Below are 20,704 nucleotides of genomic sequence, written 5' to 3' on the forward strand. Positions count from 1 at the left end.
CGCTCCACTGGCCTGCTTGATGCTTGCAACCGGCGCTCCATCGTGCCGGTTGCGGTACCGGCTTACCTTCCTGGAGCGCGATCATGTCCACCTCATTCGCCACGCAATTCAGCCACAACCGTCCGCAGGACACGTCGTACGTGGATCAGGGCTTGCGCGACTTCTTCCTTTACCGCGATCTGGGGATCGCCGAGGCGACCGGCGGCAAGGTGCTCGCGCAACTCGTCAAGGCGAATCACGCACCAGAGCAAGGCACCGGCTGGCACCGTCATGAGGCCGATTTCCACATCGTGATCATGCTGAAGGGCTGGGCGCGCTTCATGTACGGCGACAAGGAGACGCTCGTCGCGGCCGGCGATTGCGTGCATCAGGCGCCCGGCATCGTCCATTACCTGTTCGACTATTCGGAAGATATGGAGTACCTGGAGATCGTGTCGCCGGCCGACTTCAGATCGATCGACGCCGAGCCGCCCTGCGCAGTGCCGGCTCCGACGCCCTGGCGTGATGCGACGGTTTGACGGGACGGCGACGCGCGCCTCGAAGCGACGCGCGCGGCCGCGCGCAACGCTCAGGGCGTCGCGGGCGGCCGTCTACTTGAGGACGGAGTGGGCTCGGTTGCCCCGGAATCGCTGTTGACGCTGGCACTGCCGCCCGCTTCCACTTCCACTCCGACGACGGCCGCCGCTACCGGCGCGGCCGCCGTGACTTCGGCCGCGGTCGCCGCGGGCACCGGCTGGATCGGACGCGCCCGTGAACTGACGAGCACCGCGCGGGGTTCGTTGTCGTAAATCACGGCCCGCACGCGCGGGTAGATCTGCTGCTCCCAGCGACGTCCGCTGAACACGCCGTAGTGGCCGACGCCCGTTTGCACATGATGCGTCTTCAGATACGGCCGCAGATGCTCGCACATGTCCTGCGCGGCGAGCGTCTGACCGACCGCGCAGATATCGTCCTTTTCACCCTCGACGGTCAGCAGCGCGGTGCGGCGAATCTTCGACGGCTGCACCAACCGCCCCTCCACCTCGAGCGTGCGCAACGGCAGCGCATGGCGTTGGAACACGGTGTCGACGGTCTCCAGATAAAAGTCGGCCGTCAGATCCATCGTCGCGAAGTATTCTTCATAGAAGGTACGTATCGTGTCCGCTTTCTGCGGATCGCCCTTGCCGCGCTCGTAGTACATCGTTTCGAACGAGTCGGCGTGGCGGCCTGGATTCATCGACATGAACGCGGCCAGTTGCACGAAGCCCGGATAGACGCGACGCTGCGCGCCGGCGAAGCCGAACGGCACCGCACTGATCAGGTTGCGCTCGAACCACTCGATCGGCTGGCTCTTGGCCAGGTCGTTGACGCGCGTGGGATTGATGCGCGTGTCGATCGGGCCCGCCATCAGCGTCATGCTGGCCGGCTGCGCGGGATGATCGTCGGCGGCCATCAGGGAGACGGCGGCGAGCGCCGCGACGGTGGGCTGGCAGACCGCGAGCAGGTGGGTGCCGGACCCGATCCGCGCGGTGAAGTCGATCACGTGGCGCACGAATTCGTCGAAGCCGAAGCGGCCTTCGCCGAGCGGCACGTCGCGCGGGTTGTGCCAGTCGGTGATGTAGACGTCGTGCTCGGCCAGCATCGTGCGCACGGTTGCGCGCAGCAGGGTCGCGAAGTGGCCCGACATCGGCGCGATCATCAGCACGCGCGGCTGCGGACTCGAAAGCACGGCGTCCTTACGAAAATGCAGCAGCGAGCAGAACGGCGTGCGCGCGACGACTTCCTCGACCACGGCAACCGGCTTGCCTTCCGTGACGATGCTGTCGATGCCGAACGGCGGCCGCTTCGACGTGAGCCCGCCGAGGATCAGCAACTCGCAGGCGGCGCGCAGCGAGCGTCCGTGCGAGGTGGCCGCGAACGCGGACCACGCATCGAGCGAACGGTTCGCCAGCGCCGCGCCGTGCCGTATCGGTAGCAGCATGTCGGCGCAGGCCTGATAGGCGGGATAGGTGAACAGATTCATACTTTCACGCGAACCCGACTGAAAGAAAGGAACCCGAATAAAAGCAAGTGATGCGCCAGGCGCTCGCGCGGGTTGGTCCGCATGTCGCCTAACGTTGCCACCTGTCCTGGCGCATCGGCATATCCCTTGCATGCGTCTGCGAGATGGGCCGGCCTTGCCGCGCTTTGGTGCGCGCGCGCACGGTGGCGTGCATGGATACCGGCAAGTGCGGCGCGATGCCCGATCTGGAGGACACACGTATGGGCAATACTACGCTTACGATCAGCAGCAGGAACTACTCTTCGTGGTCACTACGCGGCTGGCTGCTGACGAAGTTCAGCGGCTTGCCGTTCGAAGAGATCGTGGTGCCGATCGACGACCCCTCGGCGCGCGCCGAACTCCTGTTGCTGTCGCCGTCGATTCTGGTCCCGTGCCTCGTGCACGACGGCGTCAAGGTCTGGGACACGCTGGCGATCGCCGAATATCTGAACGAACTGAAGCCCGAAGCGGCGCTGCTGCCGGGGGAGATCGGCGCCCGTGCGCATTGCCGCTCGATCTGCGGCGAGATGCATTCGGGCTTTGCGTCGTTGCGCTCGGCGTTGCCGATGAACCTGAAGGCGCATTTCCCGGGCTTCAAGGTGTGGGCGCGCGCGCAATCCGATATCGAGCGGATCGTGACGATCTGGCGCGAATGTCTGAAGGAGTATGGCGGCCCGTTCCTGTTCGGCGAGCGGACCGCGGCGGACGCGATGTACGCGCCCGTGGTGACGCGATTCGTGACCTATGACGTGCGACTCGATCCGGATATCGTCGAATACGGGCAGCGGATCATGGCGCTGCCCGAGATGCGCGAATGGATCGGGCTTGCGCGGCAGGAGGTGGAGGAGATCGACGAACTGGACGTCGAGTTTTGAGCGCAGCGGGCGCGGTTCGCTCGACGCCCACCCACCCCCGGAGGAATCCGGGCAGGCCCTCTACCTCTACCTCTAGCGAGGCTCAGCGCGCCTGCACGACGGCGTGGCCCGGCGTCGCGCGCCACGTCCGCAGCAGCAGCGCGTTCGTGACGACGCTGACGCTCGAAAACGCCATGGCCGCGCCCGCGAGCATCGGATTCAGCAAGCCGAGCGCGGCCAGCGGAATGCCGATCAGGTTGTACACGAAGGCCCAGAACAGGTTCTGCTGGATCTTGCGCCAGGTCCTGCGCGAGATGTCGATTGCGTCGGCGACGAGCGCCGGGTCGCCGCGCATCAGTGTGATGCCGGCGGCGTGCATGGCGACGTCGGTGCCGGTCGCCATCGCGATGCCGATGTCGGCGGCGGCGAGCGCGGGCGCGTCGTTGATGCCATCGCCCGCCATCGCGACGATGCCGGCGTGGCTCATCTTCAGGTCGCGGATCACGCGGGCCTTGTCGTCGGGCAGCACCTCGGCGTGGAATTCGTCGATGCCGAGCGCCTGCGCGACGCTGGCCGCACTGCCGCGGTTGTCGCCGGTCACGAGCACGCTGCGGATGCCCATGCGCGCGAGCCGCGCGACCGCCTCGCGGGCGGTCGGCTTGACCGTGTCGCCGAACGCGATCAGCGCGAGAGCTTCGCGGTCGTGAGGCGCATGAGGCGCGAGGGTCATCAGCCACGACACGGTGTTGCCGGCCGCTTCGAGTTCCTGCGCGCGGGTGGCGAGCGCAGGCGGCAGCGCGATGTCGAGCTCGCGCAGCCAGCGGGTGCTACCGAGCGCAAGCTTGCGGCCGCCGACCTCGGCTTCGACGCCGCGGCCCGCGACGGCCCGAGCGGCCGTGGCGCTGACCGCGCCATCGTTGCCGTCGGCCGTTTGTCCAGACTGCGCTTCGTAGGCGCGCACCACCGCCTTCGCCAGCGGATGATCGCTATGCCGCTGCACCGCCGCAGCAAGTGCGAGCGCTTCCTGGTGGCTCACATCGCCGACCGGCTCGAATGCCGTGACCGATGGCTGGCCCAGCGTCAGCGTGCCGGTTTTGTCGAACGCGACGATCGACACGCGATGCGCGATTTCGAGCGCTTCCGCGTCCTTGATCAGCACGCCGTGGCGCGCCGCGACGCCGGTGCCGGCCATGATCGCGGCGGGCGTCGCGAGCCCGAGCGCGCACGGGCAGGCGATCACCAGCACGGCGACGGCGTTCAGGATCGCGGTTTCGCCGCCCGCACCGGCGAGCAGCCAGCCGACGAGCGTGAGCGCGGCAAGCGCCAGAATCGCCGGCACGAAGATTTCGCTGACACGGTCGACGAGCCGCTGGATCGGCGCCTTCTCGGCCTGGGCGCTTTCGACGAGCCGGATGATGCGCGCGAGCGTCGTCTCCGCGCCGATCGCGGTGGTCGTCACCACGAGCGCGCCTTCGCCGTTGATCGAGCCGGCCGTGACGGCGTCGCCGGCCTGCTTCGGCACCGGCAGGCTTTCGCCCGTGATCAGCGCTTCGTCGATATGCGTGCGGCCTTCGAGCACCGCGCCGTCGACCGGCACGCGTTCGCCCGGCAGCACGATCACGAGCGTGCCGACCCGCACTTGCGCTAGCGGCACCTCGCGCTCGCCGGCGCCGTCGCGGATGCGCGCGCGCTCGGGGCGCAGCGCGTTGAGCGCGCGGATCGCGTCGGTGGTCTGGCGCTTCGCGCGCGCCTCGAGCCATTTGCCGAAGCGCACCAGCGTAATCACGACGGCCGATGCCTCGAAGTACAGATGCATCACGTCGCCCGGATGCATCGCGAGTTCGTAGACGCTGATGCCGTACGCCGCCGACGTACCGAGCGCGACCAGCAGGTCCATGTTGCCGGCGCCGGCACGGACCGCGCGGTAGGCGGCGCGATAGAAGCGCGCGCCGAACACGAACTGCACGATCGACGCGAGCACGAACTGCGGCCAGGGCGGCAGCATCGCGTGCAGGCCGAACCATTCGCCGAACATCGGCGCGATGAGCGGCAGCGTCAGCAGCGCGGAAGCGACGACGCTCGCGAGGTCGCGGCGGGTTTGAATCTGCTTGCGGTCGACGGCGGGGATCTGCGGCGTGTCGAGCATGCCGCCGACTTCGCCGGTCGCGGCGATGGTCGCCGTCGTATCGACCGGGGCGGTAGGGACGGGCGGCGCGCTCAGCGTCGCTTCGTAGCCGGCTTTCCTGACGGCGGCGATCAGTGCTTCGGCATCGGCTGACGCGGCGTCTTGCGGATGAACGGTGGCGGTTTCGGTCGCCAGGTTGACCGACGCGCGCGCGACGCCAGGCACTTTCGCGAGCGCCTTCTCGACGCGCAACGCGCAGGCGGCGCAGGTCATGCCGCCGATTTCCAGTTCAGTGGGTTGCAGCGCAGATGCGGGCGCCGCGGCATACGTCGCGGCTGGCTCGCTGAAATCGGCGTTCGCGAGCGGCGTCGCTTCGTATCCGGCCTTGCGCACGGCATCGGCCAGTTGGCGAGGTTCGAGCGTCGCGTCGCTTTCCACGCGGGCACGCTCGGTCGCGAGATTCACTGAGGCCCGCGCGACTCCGGGCAGCTTCGCCAGCGCCTTTTCGACGCGGCTCGCGCACGACGCGCAAGTCATCCCGCCGATCTCGAGTTCGACGACGCGCGTGGCAGAGGAGGCGGCAGCGTCGGCGGGGCGCTGCGGGTTGGCAAGTCCGGTCATGGCAGGCAAGGCTCGTGGCGGCATTGGGCCGCGTAGTCAATCCAGTATCGACCTTCCCATCACTGGAAGGTCAAGGCCGGATTATGCCGCCGCCGTCAAAACGCCGGTGGCGCGTCCAGCATCGCCTGTCCCACCGCCTGCTGCTGATCGCCGTCGCGCGCGAGCAGGGTTTGCGCCGCGCCGCGCCGGTCTTCCGCCGCCTTGTTCTGCCCGAGCTTCCATTTACCGACGAGCCGCGTCACCTCGATTTCGATCCCGACGATCGCGCCGAGCATCTGCGCGATGTAGTCGGCCGGCGCGTCGCCCATCTTCCACGGCACCGGCTCGCCGGCTTCCATCTTGCGCGTGAGTCGCGCGACGAGGCCGCGCAGGAACGATTCATCGTCGCGGACCACAATCCTGCCATGTGCATGCACGACCATATAGTTGTAGGTCGGCACCTGCTTGTGCGTGTCGTGTTTGCTCGGATACCAGCTCGGCGAAATATAGGCGGCCGGCCCCTGAAAGATCACCAGCGTTTCGGGATGGGTCGCGGCTTCCTGCCAGACCGGGTTGGCCCGCGCGACGTGCGCACGCAACACCAGACGTGACGAATCCGCCGCGTCCGCCTGCGCCTCGAACGGCAAATGATTCGCGTCGAGCCCATTGGGGCCGTTCGTAATCAGCGTGCCGAACGACTGCTCGGCGATCAGGCGGTGAAGAACCTCTGGACGGTTCTCTTCGAAATGGGCGGGCATATACATTGAAGCGCTCCGGATACGGGACGACGATATAGAGTGGGGGCGAATCGACAGACAGGGAGGCCGTTTGTCACATTGGTGAACTGCATGCGCGTTGCCAGGCGCAAATCCCCGCTTTGTGCTTGCCTGGTTAGCAAGGATACGATACAACGCGATGTTGTCGGAATCGCAATCCGCGGACCAGCTGCGCAGTGTTTTCGGGAGAACCGCGCATGCACCTGGCGCTGCACACCGGCATCTCACATAGGACTGCACGCTCCGCACTCTGAACGAATGATAAAAAATCGCCGAGAATTGTTTTTGCTTCAACGAACCTGCGCATCGCTCGCGGGTCTCGCACTGCTCGCCGGCTGCGCATCGACCCCCATTGCGACGCAACAAAGCACCGGCTGGATCAAGGACGAAGTCGCCGACTCCTACGTATTCGGCTATCCGCTCGTGCTGATGAGCGCCACGCGCGACGCGGCGGTTGGCACCGCTCCGGGCCAGGCGCCTTTCAATACGCTTCGTCACGCGCAGGCGCTGCCGCCGATCGGCGCGATCAACCCGCCGCTGCCGAGCCTCGATACGCTTGACTCGACCGGCTGGCTCGACCTCGGCGACGAGCCGGTGATCCTGGCGCTACCCGATTCACATGGCCGCTACGTCGATGCACGCGTGCTCGACATGTGGACCAACGTCGTGTGGTCGACCGGGCCGCAGCTCGGCGCGGGCACGGCCGCCGCAAAGGGCCTGCGCGCGCAAACGTTCGCGTTCGTCGCGCCGGGCTGGAAGGGCGAACTGCCGAAGGGCGCGAAGCGCGTCGAAGTGCCGACCCGCAACGCGTGGATCAGCGTGCGCATCCAGTCGAACGGCGCGCGCGATCTGAACGCGGTGCGTAAGCTGCAACATGCGATCCGTCTGGAGCCGCTGAGCGTCTTCGTCGGCGACGCGGAGCCGGCGGCGCTGCCGCCGCGCGGCAACGCGAGCGGCGTCGCGGGCGGGACGCCGGCGCAGCAGGTCGCCGCGCTCGACGCGAGCGGCTTCTTCAGCCGTCTTGCCGACGCGTTACCCGACAATCCGCCGACACCGGCCGATCCGCACGCGCTCAAATTCCTTGCCGATCTCGGCGTCACGCCAGGCGATCCGGTGAAGCTGCCGAAGGCGTCCGATGCGCTTGCGGCCGGTCTCGCCGACGGCCGCGATCGCGTCGCGACGCCGCCGTCGAATCTGCTGAGCGCGAACGGCTGGAGCTGGTTCGGCGACGCCGTCGGCAACTACGGTCCCGACTATGGGCTGCGCGCGTATGCGGCGAGCACGCAGCTCGGCATCGGTACGAAGGACGACGAAGTACGCGCGGTCGTCACGCAGGACAGCGACGGCAACACGCTGAACGGCGCGAATCGTTACGTGATCCACTTCGCGGCGAATCAGTTGCCGCCGGTGCGCGGGTTCTGGACGATCACCGCGTACACGAAAGACGGCGCGCTGAGCGAGAACGCAGCGGCGCGGCTCGCGGTCGGCGATCGCAATGGCGCACGCCGCAACCGCGATGGTTCGCTCGACGTGGTGGTGTCGTCGACGCGTAGCCGGACCGGCAACTGGCTGCCGGCACCGCGAGCGGACATGCAACTGGTGCTGCGCCTGTATGCGCCGAAGCCGCAAGCCACCGACGGCAGCTGGCAGCCACCAGCAGTCGTGCGGCAGTGAGATGAGCGGCGCGTGGGCACACCGCGCGCCGTTCGGCTTCGTTACCTAACGCTGTCGAAAATCGCCAGGTCTGCAAAGCAAATCGGTCGGCAGCACGAATCGTCAGACGGGTCCTGACATTCCTGTCTAACCATTGATTCACGACTTATACTGCCGCTTGCGGGATCTCTGTTTTTAGCGGCGGGCTTGCCGCCGCATTCACCCAGATCGAGCATGGCAAGCCTCAATAAAGCATCCTTATCCTCCTCCATGCAGGCCGTGCGCGAAGTCGCGCAGTCGCACCGCACGCGTCGGATTCTGATCGGCCTGCTGATCTTCCTCGTCGTGTTCGGCCTGCTCGGCTTTTTCGCGGCGCCGCCGCTGATTCGCCATATCGCGAGCCAGCAACTGAGCAAGCAGCTCGACCGCCCGGCCTCGATCGGCCGCATCGCGCTCAATCCGTACACGCTGCGTTTCGAGGCCGACAACGTGCATATCGGCGAGCGCGGCGGCGCGGGGGACTTCGTCGATATTTCCCGGCTCATCGTCCAGCCGTCGTGGAGTTCGGTGTTTCGCGGCGCACCGATCGTCAATGAAGTGCAGGTCGATTCGCCGCGCTTTCATCTCGTGCGCTACGACGCGCAGCACTTCAATTTCAGCGATCTGATCGAGAAATTCGCGAATCAACCGGCAAAACCCAACAGCAAGCCGACGCAATTCTCCGTGTCCAACATTCGCGTCGAGAACGGCCAGATCACCTTCGACGACCGGCTGCTCGGCACGAGCCACGTGATCGATCAATGGAAGCTCGGCATTCCGTTCATCGCGACGCTGCCGTCGAAGACCGACATCTTCGTCGAGCCGCTGCTGCGCGCGCGCATCGACGGCGATAGTCAGATCGCGATCGACGGCAGGACCAAGCCGTTCGCGGCATCGCGCGAGTCGGAAGTGTCGCTGCGCTTCGACGAGCTCGACGTGCCGAAGCTGGTGTCCTATGTGCCGTCGAAGCTGCCGGTGATCGTGCAATCGGGCAAGCTGTCGACCGATCTGAAGCTGAACTTCGTGATGTCGGACGACACACCGTCGCTGCGCGTCGCCGGTACCGTGGACCTGAACGACGTCGACGTGAAGGATCAGGGCAAGGCGCCATTCTTCGCGGCTCGCGCGGTGCATGTGGCGGCGGCATCGCTCGAGCCGTTGAAGAGCGTCTATCGCTTCGACGAGATCCGCATCGACGCGCCGAACGCGAGTCTCGCGCGCGACAAGGACGGCGTACTGAGCGTCGAGCATATGTTCGCGTCCGCGCCGGAAAAAGCGGCGCCAAAGGAAACGGCGGACGCGAAGGGCGACGCCAAAACCGCTGCCGCCGAAAAAGCCACCCCGCCGATCGACCTGGCGATCAAACGTTTCACACTCGCCGATGGCACGGTGAACGTGCACGACGAAGCCGCATCGCGTCCGGTCGACGCCGGTTTGCAAAACCTCGCGGTCACGGTGACCGATTTCTCGACGCTCGCGTCGGCGCCCGCGCACTACACGCTGAGCACGAACCTGACGAACAGCGGCGGCTCGCTCGCCGTCGACGGCACGGTCGGCCTCGCCGCGAAGACGGCGAGCGCGAAGCTCGATCTGAAGTCGCTGAAGCTGCCGCCGTTGCAGCCATATCTCGACATGGCGACATCCGCGCAGGCGCTTGACGGCGCGCTGTCGGCGACGACGAACATCGACGCGAACTGGTCGAAATCGCCGATGGCCCTGACGGTCGCGGACACGCAACTGGACATGCAGACGGTGAAGCTCGCGGCACGCGGCGAGAAGGCGCCGGTGCTTTCGCTCGCGCAGGGCAACGTCGTCGTCAAGCACGTGGACCTCACGGCGCGCACGGCCGACGTGACGAGCGTGGACGTCACCGGCCTCGCAGTCGACGCGCAGCGACTGAAAGACGGCAGCATCAATCTGAGCGCGCTCGCGAGTCCCCATCAGCAGGCGACGGAGCGCACCGCGATTCACGCGGCGAAAGAGGCACAGGCGCAGGGCCCCGCGTGGCATTACACGATCGGCGCATTGACGCTCAAGGACGCCACCGCCGATTTCACCGACAACACGACGCCGCAGCCGGTCAAACTGAGCTTTGCGCCGCTGCAGCTGAAGGTGCAGCAGATCAGCGACGACCTGGGCCGTCCGCTGCCCGTCGACCTGCAAGCGACGTTGAACAAGAAAGGCACGCTCGCCGTGAAGGGCGACGTGACCGCGACGCCGCTGAAGCTGGCCGTCAAGATCAACGCGAACCGGCTCGATGCGGCCGCGTTCGAGCCGTACTTCGGCAACAAGCTGAACGCGACGCTCGCGAGCGCGCTGCTGAACGCGAGCGGCGATCTCTCGGCATCCCAAGCGAAGTCGCTGAAAGCGAACTATCACGGCGACGTCGCGCTCGTCGACGTGCGCATGCTCGACAAGGCGACGTCGGACCCGTTCGCCGGCTGGGGTTCGCTCGCGCTGACGAACCTGAAGGCCGACTACGACGAGCACGGCACCGTGGTCGACGCGGGCCGCGTCACGTTCTCGAAATTCTATGGGCGCGTGCTGCTCGACGCGCAAGGCAAGCTGAACCTGAAGGACGTGGTCGCGCACGAGGGCGCTACGACGCAGTCGCTGACCCGCGACAAGAGCGGCTCGCATCCGATTCCGCTGACGCCCGAGGCGGTGTCGGAAGCCGTCGCGGCCTCGGCGCCGATCGTGGCATCCGCCGCAACGCCGGCCAAGGCCGCCTCCGCACCGGTGGCCACCGCCAAGGCCGCGACGCCGCCGCAAAGCCTGGTCAAGATGCACTTCGGGCAACTGGTGTTGCAGCAGGGCCGCGTCACCTACACCGACAACTTCATCAAGCCGAACTACACCGCTAACCTCGTCGACATTCAGGGCACGATCGGCGCGTTCGGCACGGAATCGACTACGTCCGCACCGGTCGACGTCGCCGCGAAGCTCGCGGCCAACGGTCCGCTGACGATCCGCGGCACCGTCAATCCGCTGATTGCGAAACCCGCGCTCGATCTGACCGCGAGCGCACACGACATCGAGCTGACCAACCTGACGCCGTACTCGGCGAAATACGCCGGCTATCCGATCACGAAGGGCAAGCTCAACGTCGATCTGCATTACCAGCTTGCGAACGATCAGCTGAACGCGAACAACCACCTGTTCATCGATCAGCTCACGTTCGGCGATCACATCGACAACGACACCGCGACCAAGCTGCCGGTGCGTTTCGCGATCTCGCTGCTGAAGAACTCGCGTGGCGAGATCGACGTGAACCTGCCGGTGTCGGGCACGCTGTCGAACCCCGAGTTCAGCATCGGCGGGCTGATCTGGCATGCGGTGCTCAACCTGCTCGAAAAAGCGGTGACCGCGCCGTTCACGCTGATCGCGCATGCGTTCGGCGGCAATGGGGAGGACCTCGGTTACGTCGAATTTACGGCGGGCTCGGCGACGCTCAGCGACGCCGACAAGCAGAAGCTCGACACGATCGTGAAGGCACTCTCCGACAAGCCGTCGATCCGCATGGACCTGATCGGCCGCGTCGATCCGAAGGTCGACGAACCGGCGCTGCGCACGCAGTACGTCGATCAGATGGTCAAGCGGCAGAAGATCAAGGACGTGGTGGGCAACGGCGAGAGCGTCGATCTGTCGACGGTCACGGTCGATCAGAAGGACTATGACAAATATCTGGCCAAGGCCTACAAGTCCACAGACTTCAAGAAACCGCGCAACTTCATTGGTATGACGAAGACGCTGCCCGACGACGACATGAAGGCCGCGATCGCGGCCAACGCGCTGATCGACGACGCGAGCCTGCGGCAACTGGCGCAGCAGCGCGCGCAGAGCGTGCAACAGTACCTGGAAGGCAAGATCGACAGCAGCCGCGTGTTTATCGTCGCGCCGAAGATGACTGCCGACGACATCAAGGACAAGGGCGCGACCACACGGGTCGATTTCGGCTTGAAGTGATCGGTGCTGGCGGCCCACGAGCCGCGACATGAGCGCATAAAAAAAAGCCCGACCTGAGGTCGGGCTTCAAAGTCGGCTGCGCCCTCCACAGGACGCAGCCCCTGCAAAACAGCGAGGCTGTTTGCGTTGCCGCCAGGCTTAAGCAGCCAGCAGCGAGCGCAGCACGAACGGCAAAATCCCGCCGTGCTTGTAGTAGTCGACTTCGATCGGCGTGTCGATACGTAGCAGCACCGGAACGCGCTTGTCGCCGTCCTTGCCGTGGATCACGAGCGTGACTTCCTGTTGCGGCTTGAAGTCGTCGCCGAGGCCTTCGATGTCGTACGTTTCTTCGCCGGTGATGCCGAGCGACTGCACGCTATCCGAGCCCTTGAACTGCAGCGGCAGCACGCCCATGCCGACGAGGTTCGAACGGTGGATACGCTCGAAGCTGCGTGCGACCACGGCCTTCACGCCCAGCAGTTGCGTACCCTTGGCCGCCCAGTCGCGCGACGACCCTGTGCCGTACTCTTCGCCCGCGAACACGACGGTCGGCGTGCCGGCGTCGATGTACTTCATCGCCGCGTCGTAGATCGACAGCTGTTCGCCGCTCGGCTGGTGAATCGTCAGCCCGCCTTCGACGCGCGCGCCATCCGCCTTCGCCGGGATCATCAGGTTCTTGATCCGGACGTTCGCGAACGTGCCGCGCATCATCACGTCGTGGTTGCCGCGGCGCGAGCCGTAGCTGTTGAAGTCGGCCTTCTGCACGCCGTTTTCCTTCAGCCAACGACCTGCCGGCGAGTCTTCCTTGATCGAGCCTGCCGGGCTGATGTGGTCGGTCGTGACCGAGTCACCGAAGATGCCCAGTGCGCGCGCGCCCGTGACCGGCGGGATGCTGGAGGCCGGCGTCATCGAGAAGTCCTTGCCGAAGAACGGCGGCTCGGCGATGTAGGTCGACTTCGGCCAGTCGTAGACCTGGCCTTCTTCGCCCTCGATCTTGCTCCACAGGTCGCCCTTCTTCGTGAGCTGCGAGTAGTTCTTGCGGAACGCGTCGGCATCCATGGCGTACTTGAGCAGCGCGTTGACTTCGTCGCTGCTCGGCCAGATGTCGCCGAGGTAGATGTCCTTGCCGCCCTTGCCCTTGCCGACCGGCTCGGTCATCAGGTCACGCGTGATGTTGCCGGCGATCGCGTATGCAACGACGAGCGGCGGCGACGCGAGGAAGTTCGCGCGAATGTTCGGGTGGATACGCGCCTCGAAGTTGCGGTTGCCCGACAGCACGGCCGCCGCGACGATGTCGTTCTTCGTGATCGCTTCGTTCAGCTCCGGCGTCAGGTCGCCCGCGTTACCGATACAGGTCGTGCAGCCGTAAGCGGCCAGCGTGAAGCCGAGCTTGTCGAGGTACTTCAGCAGGTCGGTCTTCGTCAGGTATTCGGTGACGATGCGCGATCCCGGCGCAAGCGAGGTCTTGATGTGCGGGGCGACCGTCAGGCCGGCCTCGACGGCCTTCTTCGCGAGCAGACCGGCGGCCAGCAGCACGCTCGGGTTCGACGTGTTCGTGCACGACGTGATCGCGGCGATCAGCACGTCGCCGTTTTTCACGTCGACGCCGTTGCTCGTCGTGTATTGCGCGTCGAGATCCGCAGCCTTCTTCGCGAAGCCGTTTTCAGCGACCGGCTTCGAGAACAGGTCGGTGAAGGTCGACTTCACGTGGCCGATTTCGATGCGGTCCTGCGGACGCTTCGGGCCTGCCAGCGACGGCGCGACCGTGGCGAGATCCAGCGTGACGACCTTCGTGTAGTCGATGTCGCCATCGGCCGGAATGCCGAACAGCTCCTGCGCCTTGAAGTAGTTCTCGAACGCCGAGATTTCCGCGTCCGTGCGGCCCGTGCCGTGGAAGAAGTCGATGGTCTTTTCGTCGACCGGGAAGAAGCCCATCGTCGCGCCGTATTCCGGCGCCATGTTGCCGATCGTCGCGCGATCGGGCACCGACAGCGAGCGCGTGCCTTCGCCGAAGAATTCGACGAACTTGCCGACGACCTTCTCCTTGCGCAGCAGTTCGGTGATCGTCAGCACGAGGTCGGTTGCGGTCACGCCTTCGATCAGCTTGCCCTTCAGGTGCACACCGACGACGTCCGGCGTGAGGAAGTACACCGGCTGGCCGAGCATGCCCGCTTCGGCTTCGATACCGCCCACGCCCCAGCCGACCACGCCGATGCCGTTGATCATCGTCGTGTGGCTGTCCGTGCCGACCAGCGAATCCGGGTAGTACACGGTGTCCGCGCCGTCGGCCTTCTTGTGCACGCCGCGTGCGAGGTATTCGAGGTTCACCTGGTGAACGATGCCGACGCCCGGCGGCACGACCTTGAACGTGTCGAATGCCTGCATGCCCCACTTCATGAACTGGTAGCGCTCGTTGTTGCGCTGGAATTCCAGTTTCATGTTCAGGTCGAGCGCGTTCTTCTCGCGGAAGTGGTCGATCTGCACCGAGTGGTCGACGACGAGGTCCACCGGCACCAGCGGCTCGATCGACTTCGGATTCTTGCCGACGGCCTTCGCGACGCCGCGCATCGCGGCGATGTCGGCGAGCAACGGCACGCCGGTGAAGTCCTGCAGCACGACGCGCGACACGACGAACGGGATTTCGTCGACCCGAGCCGCGGTCGGCTTCCAGTTCGCGAGTTGCGTGATGTGTTCTTCGGCGATCTTCTTGCCGTCGTAGTTGCGCAGCACCGATTCCAGCACGATACGGATCGAGACCGGCAGGCGGTCGATCTTGAGGTTCAGAGCCTTGCCGAGTTGCGGCAGGGAGTAGAACTTGCCTTTGCCGGAACCGCTGTCGAATTCCTTGAGCGTTTTGTGGAGGTTGTGGGCCATGGTGTTTTCCTTGGTTTGGATCGCGGAACTACAGTACTTAGCCTAGATGACGTACAGATCGACGTATTCATTGACCGGCGTCGCTTCGAGCTTGGCCTGATCGAGCGATACGCCGAGAATCGCCTGTTGCTGCTTGAGCGGAAAGCGCCGCGCGAGATTGGTCTTGAACTTCTCGACCAGCAACGGGATACCGTCTTCGCGACGGCGCTTATGACCGATCGGGTATTCGACTACGACTTCGTCCAACTTCGACCCGTCGTCGAATTCAATCGTCAGTGCATTGGCGATCGAACGCTTCTCCGGGTCGTGGTAATCCTTCGTGAACTGCGGGTCTTCGACGCATTCCATCTTCGCGCGCAACCCATCGATGCGCGCGTCCCGCGCCACTGAATCTTCGTAATCGGCGGCGGTGAGACGGCCGAAAATCAGCGGCACCGCAATCATGTACTGAATGCAGTGATCGCGGTCGGCCGGATTGTTCAGCGGGCCTTTTTTATCGATGATACGAATCGCCGCTTCATGCGTACGAATCGTGATGCGGCGAATGTCTTCGACGCGCCGCCCCTGCCTGTCGAGCTGCGCATGCAGCGCGAGCGCGGCTTCCACGGCGGTTTGCGCGTGGAACTCGGCCGGAAACGAAATCTTGAACAGCACGTTTTCCATCACGTACGAGCCATACGGACGCTGGAACTGGAATGCGTTGCCGTTGAACAGCACGTCGTAGAAGCCCCACGTTTTCGCGCTGAGCACCGACGGATAGCCCATCTCGCCGGTCTTCGAAATCAGCGCGAGGCGCACGGCGCGCGAGGTCGCGTCGCCGGCGGCCCATGACTTGCGCGAACCGGTGTTCGGCGCGTGGCGGTAAGTGCGCAGCGCCTGCCCATCGACGAGCGCCTGCGAGACCGCGTTGATCAGCTCGTCGCGCGTGAGGCCGATCAGCTGGCCGACCACCGCGGTCGACGCGAGCTTGACGAGCAGCACATGATCGAGCCCGACCTTGTTGAACGAGTTTTCGAGCGCGATGCAGCCTTGAATTTCGTGCGCCTTGATCATCGCGATCAGGACGTCTTTCATCGTCAGCGGCGCTTTGCCCGCTGCGATGGCAGTGCGCGAGAGCCAGTCGGCCGTCGCGAGAATGCCGCCGAGGTTATCCGACGGATGACCCCATTCGGCGGCCAGCCAGGTGTCGTTGAAGTCGAGCCAGCGGATCATCGCGCCGATATTGAAGGCGGCTTGAACCGGGTCCAGCTGGAACGACGTGCCCGGCACCTTCGCGCCGTTGGGGACGATCGTGCCTGGCACGATTGGTCCCATCAGCTTGGTGCAGGCCGGGTAGGTCAGCGCCTCGAGTCCGCAACCGAGCGTGTCGATCAGGCAATGACGCGCGGTTTCCAGCGCGAGCGCGCTGTCGATCCTGTAGTCCAGCACGTAGTCGACGATATCGACCAGGACATTGTCCGGGTCGGGTCGCACGTTGGAGATCGGGGCGGACATCGGAGGGCCTTCCCTGGCGGCAGGTATCAGTTGCCGGTCTTGTTGACTGCGTTCGATTGCGTTGCAGCCGGCGCGCCCTGTTCCATGGCGACGGTCTTGCATTCGTCGGCGAGACGCGAGCTGTCCTTGTCCTGGAACAGCATCGCCTTGGTCGGGATCACGACGAGGTCCATGCCGGTCGCTGCGTCGTGGAAGCGGTCGGCGCCCGTCGTGGTCGTTTCGCGCGGCAGCGTGTAGTTCTTGTTCGCCCAGTGAACCGTGACGACCTGGTCACGCTTCATGTCGCCTTTCATTTCGAAAGCAAGGCCGTCTTTGCACGACCACTTTTCAGCGCCTTCCGGGATCGGATCGACCTTCGCTTCCTTCGTCGGATTCGCCTTGCGCTTGATCAGGCGGCGCGGCTCCGGGCGCTTTGCGACGGCCTTCTTCGTGGTTGTGGTGGCCGTGTCCGCAGCAGTGGCGTCAGTCGCGACGGACAGCATCGTCGTGGACAGGGCGCCAATCATGGCGGCGATCATCAGCTTTTTCATGGAGAAAACCTTTCTATCTAGAATCAGTTAAACAGTGCGCGGACGACCGGTCCGGCGGCCGCGCGGGCTGAACTGCACGCGCTGTGGAGCGCACAGCGACCGCTATTTTCTCCTATTTATCGGCACGTACTTTAAATTCTCGGGTCCGGTGTAGTTCGCGCTCGGACGAATGATCTTGTTGTCGACGCGCTGCTCGATGATGTGCGCGCTCCAGCCGGCCGTACGCGAGATCACGAACAGCGGCGTGAACATCGCGGTCGGCACGCCCATCATGTGATACGACACCGCGCTGAACCAGTCGAGGTTCGGGAACATCTTCTTCGCATCCCACATGACCGATTCGAGCCGCTCGGCGATCGAGAACAGCTTGGTGTTGCCCGCCTTGTTCGAGAGATTCTTCGCGACTTCCTTGATGACCTTGTTGCGCGGGTCCGAGATCGTGTACACCGGATGGCCGAAGCCGATCACGACTTCCTTGTTCTCGACGCGGCGGCGGATGTCGGCTTCCGCTTCGTCCGGCGTCTGGTAGCGCGACTGGATCTCGAACGCGACTTCATTGGCGCCGCCGTGCTTCGGGCCGCGCAGCGCGCCGATCGCACCGGTGATCGCCGAATAGATGTCCGAGCCCGTGCCCGCGATCACGCGGCCGGTGAACGTCGAGGCGTTGAACTCGTGCTCCGCGTACAGGTTCAGTGACACGTGCATCGCGTCGACCCACGCCTTCGACGGCTCGACGCCGTGCAGCAGATGCAGGAAATGGCCGCCGATCGAATCGTCGTCGGTTTCGACCTCGATGCGCTTGCCGTTGTGCGAGTAGTGGTACCAGTACAGCAGCATCGAGCCGAGCGAGGCCATCAGCTTGTCGGCGATGTCGCGCGCGCCGGGCAGGTTGTGGTCGTCCTTTTCGGGCAGCACGGTGCCGAGCACCGATACGCCGGTGCGCATCACGTCCATCGGATGCGCGGCGGCCGGAATCCATTCGAGCGCGGCCTTCACGTTCGCGGGCAGGCCACGCATCGATTTCAGCTTCGTTTTGTACGCGGTCAGTTCGGCCTGGGTCGGCAGCTTGCCGTGGACCAGCAGATGGGCGATCTCTTCGAATTCGCACGCGCTGGCGATGTCCAGAATGTCGTAGCCGCGATAGTGCAGATCGTTGCCGGTCTTGCCGACCGTGCACAGCGCGGTGTTGCCCGCGGTCACGCCGGACAGCGCGACGGATTTCTTAGGTTTGAAGCCGCTTTGCGTTTCGTTGCCGCCTGTTGCGCCAGCCGCTTGCGTCGTCTCGCTCATCTCCCGCCTTCTCCTGTGTGCCGGCTCATCACTGCAGTTTAATTCGCGTCGCTTAAAGCGCGTCGCCCGTGCCGCCTACCGTCCGTTAGCGCCTACTTTCTCAAACAGCGGCGCCGCTTCGTGCGGAACAGCCCGGCCGGTGGTTTGCGCGCGGCGCAGCACCGACCAGTAATAGCGGTAGCTCGCGCGGTCGTGCAGCGTATCGCCGTGACGCGTCGGGCCCCAATGCGCGGATTGCGCGGCCAGCAGGATTTCGGTGGCAGTCGCGATTTCTTCGTCGCGCGGCGCGAACGCGGCGACGATCGCTTCGATCTGCGCCGGGTGGATGCTCCACATGCGCGTATAGCCGAACTCGTTGCGGGCGCGCTGCGCGTCGTTGGCGACCACGCTCATGTCGCGCACTTCGGTACTGACGTTGTGCGACGGCACTTTGCCGTACGCATGACAGGCCGCCGAAATCTCGAGTTTCGCGCGCCGCACGAGCGGATGATCGAACTGGCCCGGCGAGCGCATCGCGGTATCGGGGATCGCGCCGTCGTGCGCGGAGACGAAGTCCATCAGACCGAAGCTCAGCGCCTCGACACCCGGCAGCGCGGCCAGCTCGAAGACGCGCGTGAGCGCCCCGTGGGTTTCGACCAGCAGTTGCACGGGCACCGGCTGCGCGAGGCCGAGCTCGCGCCGCGTCGCCTCGATGAACGCGATCATTTCGGCGGCATCGTGGACGTTGCGGATTTTTGGCAGTGTGATGTAAGCGGGTGCTCGCTTCGCGGCGCGCAGAATCAGGCGCACGTCGTCGCGCCAGTGTGCGTGAGCAAAGTCGTGGATGCGCACGCCCACCCGGCCGAAGCGGTCATGCTCGCCGCCCAGCAGCGATGCGACCAGTTCCGCGTGCTCGGCCTCGCGGCCGACCTGCGCGCCGTCTTCGCAATCGAGCGTGATATCGAACACCGGGCCGAGTTGCTGCTGCAACGCGAGCGATTTCAGCATCAGCTTTTCGCTGCCCGCGTAGTGATCGGCGGCAGGCAACACAGCAGGCGGCGCTTCGCCGTCAAAGAGCACTTCGGCGGGTGTGAGAACGCGCATCTTCGGCGTGTGGGGCGTGGTGAGAATTAGGGGGAATCGGATTCGGGCGTGCTCTGCGCGAGTGCCGACGGGCACCGGCAAAGCACGTTCGAATCAGAGGCGAATGGCGATGTTCGCAAGGCCATTCGCACGAAAAAAACCGGAACCCGCCGCGCTGACGCTTCGGAGTTCCGGTTCATCCGCATTCGGTGCTTAGCCGAGCAGGTGCTGAACGCCTTCGCGCTCTTCCAGCAGTTCCTGCAGCGTGCCGTCCATCTTTTCGCGCGAGAACGCGTCGATTGCCAGACCTTCGACGCGCTTGTACTCGCCGTTTTCGCAGGTCACCGGCACGCCGTAGATGATGTCTTCAGGGATGCCGTACGAGCCGTCCGACGGGATACCCATCGTGACCCACTTGCCGTTCGTGCCGAGCACCCAGTCGCGCACGTGGTCGATCGCAGCGTTAGCCGCCGATGCCGCCGACGACAGGCCGCGCGCTTCGATGATCGCCGCGCCGCGCTTGCCGACGGTCGGGATGAACGTGTTGCGGTTCCATTCTTCGTCGTTGATCAGCTTGGTCAGGTCCTGACCTTCAGCCGTTGCGACGCGAAAGTCCGGGTACATGGTCGGCGAGTGGTTGCCCCACACGGCGAGCTTTTCGATCGACGCGACCGGCTTGCCCGACTTGGCGGCCAGTTGCGACAGCGCGCGGTTGTGGTCCAGACGCAGCATGGCGGTGAAGTTCTTCTTCGGCAGATCCGGCGCCGACTTCATCGCGATATACGCGTTCGTGTTGGCCGGGTTGCCGACCACCAGCACCTTCACGTCGCGGCTGGCGACGTCGTTCAGCGCCTTGCCTTGAACCGTGAAGATTTCGGCGTTGGCCGACAGCAGATCCTTACGCTCCATGCCCTTCGAACGCGGACGCGCGCCGACGAGCAGTGCGATGTCGGCGTCCTTGAACGCGACCTTCGGGTCGTCCGTGATCACGACGCCCGACAGCAGCGGGAATGCGCAATCATCCAGTTCCATCACGACGCCTTTGACGGCGGCTTGCGCTTGCGGCAGATCGAGCAGCTGCAGGATCACCGGCTGGTCCTTGCCGAGCAGGTCGCCATTGGCGATGCGGAACAGCAGGGAGTAAGCGATTTGACCTGCGGCGCCGGTGACGGCAACGCGCTTTGCGGGCTTAGCCATTGAGAAATCTCCAGGACGATGCGTTAGACGCTAGGGAAAACGCCATTCTATATGCGCGTTCAGCGAAGCGTTATGAAACACGGCGGATTTCACTGTTCGCGTGCGGCTCGGAATGTGCCGAGGCCGGGCGGCGCGCTGTGACAAGTCCGCCATGCCGGAAATCTGTACTGCCGAGCGGGACGGGATGGCCCAAGGCTCGCGCCGGGCATGGTGCAGAGTGGTTGCCGGAGCGTCGCGGCGCTGCA

The 20,704-nt window shown here is 65.1% G+C and carries 13 protein-coding genes; 4 read left to right on the forward strand and 9 right to left on the reverse strand.

Going from position 1 to position 20,704, the window contains the following annotated elements; genetic code table 11:
• Nucleotides 1–83: 83 nt before the first annotated feature.
• Nucleotides 84–518, forward strand: a complete 435-nt coding sequence (locus CI15_RS12445; RefSeq protein WP_062128156.1) for a cupin domain-containing protein — start codon at nucleotides 84–86, stop codon at nucleotides 516–518.
• A 50-nt stretch (nucleotides 519–568) separates the two neighbouring features.
• On the opposite strand, the gene CI15_RS12450 is transcribed toward CI15_RS12445, so the two are convergent.
• Nucleotides 569–2,002, reverse strand: a complete 1,434-nt coding sequence (locus CI15_RS12450; protein ID WP_062128158.1) for a polyhydroxyalkanoate depolymerase — start codon at nucleotides 2,000–2,002, stop codon at nucleotides 569–571.
• Between the two features lie 239 nt (nucleotides 2,003–2,241).
• Here CI15_RS12450 and CI15_RS12455 point away from each other — a divergent pair, with 239 nt between their 5' ends.
• Complete coding sequence (locus CI15_RS12455) at nucleotides 2,242–2,895, forward strand: glutathione S-transferase family protein (RefSeq protein WP_062128316.1); 654 nt, start codon at nucleotides 2,242–2,244, stop codon at nucleotides 2,893–2,895.
• Nucleotides 2,896–2,977: 82 nt separating this feature from the next.
• Here CI15_RS12455 and CI15_RS12460 read toward each other — a convergent pair whose 3' ends face one another.
• Together CI15_RS12460 and CI15_RS12465 are read right to left on the reverse strand one after the other, a co-directional pair.
• Nucleotides 2,978–5,620 carry a heavy metal translocating P-type ATPase gene (locus tag CI15_RS12460; RefSeq protein WP_062128160.1) on the reverse strand — a complete coding sequence of 881 codons (2,643 nt, stop codon included), beginning with the start codon at nucleotides 5,618–5,620 and terminating at the stop codon, nucleotides 2,978–2,980.
• A 95-nt stretch (nucleotides 5,621–5,715) separates the two neighbouring features.
• Nucleotides 5,716–6,363 (reverse strand): FMN-binding negative transcriptional regulator, encoded by a 648-nt coding sequence (locus CI15_RS12465; RefSeq protein WP_062128163.1) that lies wholly within the window; start codon nucleotides 6,361–6,363, stop codon nucleotides 5,716–5,718.
• Nucleotides 6,364–6,633: 270 nt separating this feature from the next.
• Here CI15_RS12465 and CI15_RS12470 point away from each other — a divergent pair, with 270 nt between their 5' ends.
• Both CI15_RS12470 and CI15_RS12475 read left to right on the forward strand, forming a co-directional pair.
• On the forward strand, nucleotides 6,634–8,049 hold the full coding sequence (locus CI15_RS12470; protein WP_062128164.1) for a DUF1254 domain-containing protein: 1,416 nt from the start codon (nucleotides 6,634–6,636) through the stop codon (nucleotides 8,047–8,049).
• 213 nt (nucleotides 8,050–8,262) lie between these two features.
• Nucleotides 8,263–12,033, forward strand: a complete 3,771-nt coding sequence (locus tag CI15_RS12475; protein WP_062128166.1) for a DUF748 domain-containing protein — start codon at nucleotides 8,263–8,265, stop codon at nucleotides 12,031–12,033.
• Nucleotides 12,034–12,171: 138 nt separating this feature from the next.
• Here the strand turns inward: CI15_RS12475 and acnA are convergent, their stop codons facing one another.
• The 6 genes from acnA to CI15_RS12505 form a co-directional block, all read right to left on the reverse strand.
• On the reverse strand, nucleotides 12,172–14,886 hold the full coding sequence (acnA, locus tag CI15_RS12480) for an aconitate hydratase AcnA (protein WP_062128169.1): 2,715 nt from the start codon (nucleotides 14,884–14,886) through the stop codon (nucleotides 12,172–12,174).
• A gap of 42 nt (nucleotides 14,887–14,928) precedes the next feature.
• Nucleotides 14,929–16,380 carry a bifunctional 2-methylcitrate dehydratase/aconitate hydratase gene (locus tag CI15_RS12485; RefSeq protein ID WP_062128171.1) on the reverse strand — a complete coding sequence of 484 codons (1,452 nt, stop codon included), beginning with the start codon at nucleotides 16,378–16,380 and terminating at the stop codon, nucleotides 14,929–14,931.
• 26 nt (nucleotides 16,381–16,406) lie between these two features.
• Entirely contained in the window at nucleotides 16,407–16,910 is a 504-nt protein-coding gene (locus CI15_RS12490; protein WP_062128173.1) for a hypothetical protein, read from the reverse strand.
• A gap of 102 nt (nucleotides 16,911–17,012) precedes the next feature.
• Nucleotides 17,013–18,200 carry a bifunctional 2-methylcitrate synthase/citrate synthase gene (gene prpC / locus CI15_RS12495; RefSeq protein ID WP_062128175.1) on the reverse strand — a complete coding sequence of 396 codons (1,188 nt, stop codon included), beginning with the start codon at nucleotides 18,198–18,200 and terminating at the stop codon, nucleotides 17,013–17,015.
• 75 nt (nucleotides 18,201–18,275) lie between these two features.
• Nucleotides 18,276–19,283: an HpcH/HpaI aldolase/citrate lyase family protein gene (locus CI15_RS12500; protein WP_062128177.1), complete on the reverse strand. Its 1,008-nt coding sequence runs from the start codon at nucleotides 19,281–19,283 to the stop codon at nucleotides 18,276–18,278.
• 192 nt (nucleotides 19,284–19,475) lie between these two features.
• Entirely contained in the window at nucleotides 19,476–20,459 is a 984-nt protein-coding gene (locus CI15_RS12505) for a malate dehydrogenase (protein WP_062128179.1), read from the reverse strand.
• Between the last annotated feature and the right edge of the window lie 245 nt (nucleotides 20,460–20,704).

It is taken from the genome of Paraburkholderia monticola (assembly GCF_001580545.1).
In the GTDB taxonomy this organism is placed as follows: domain Bacteria; phylum Pseudomonadota; class Gammaproteobacteria; order Burkholderiales; family Burkholderiaceae; genus Paraburkholderia; species Paraburkholderia monticola.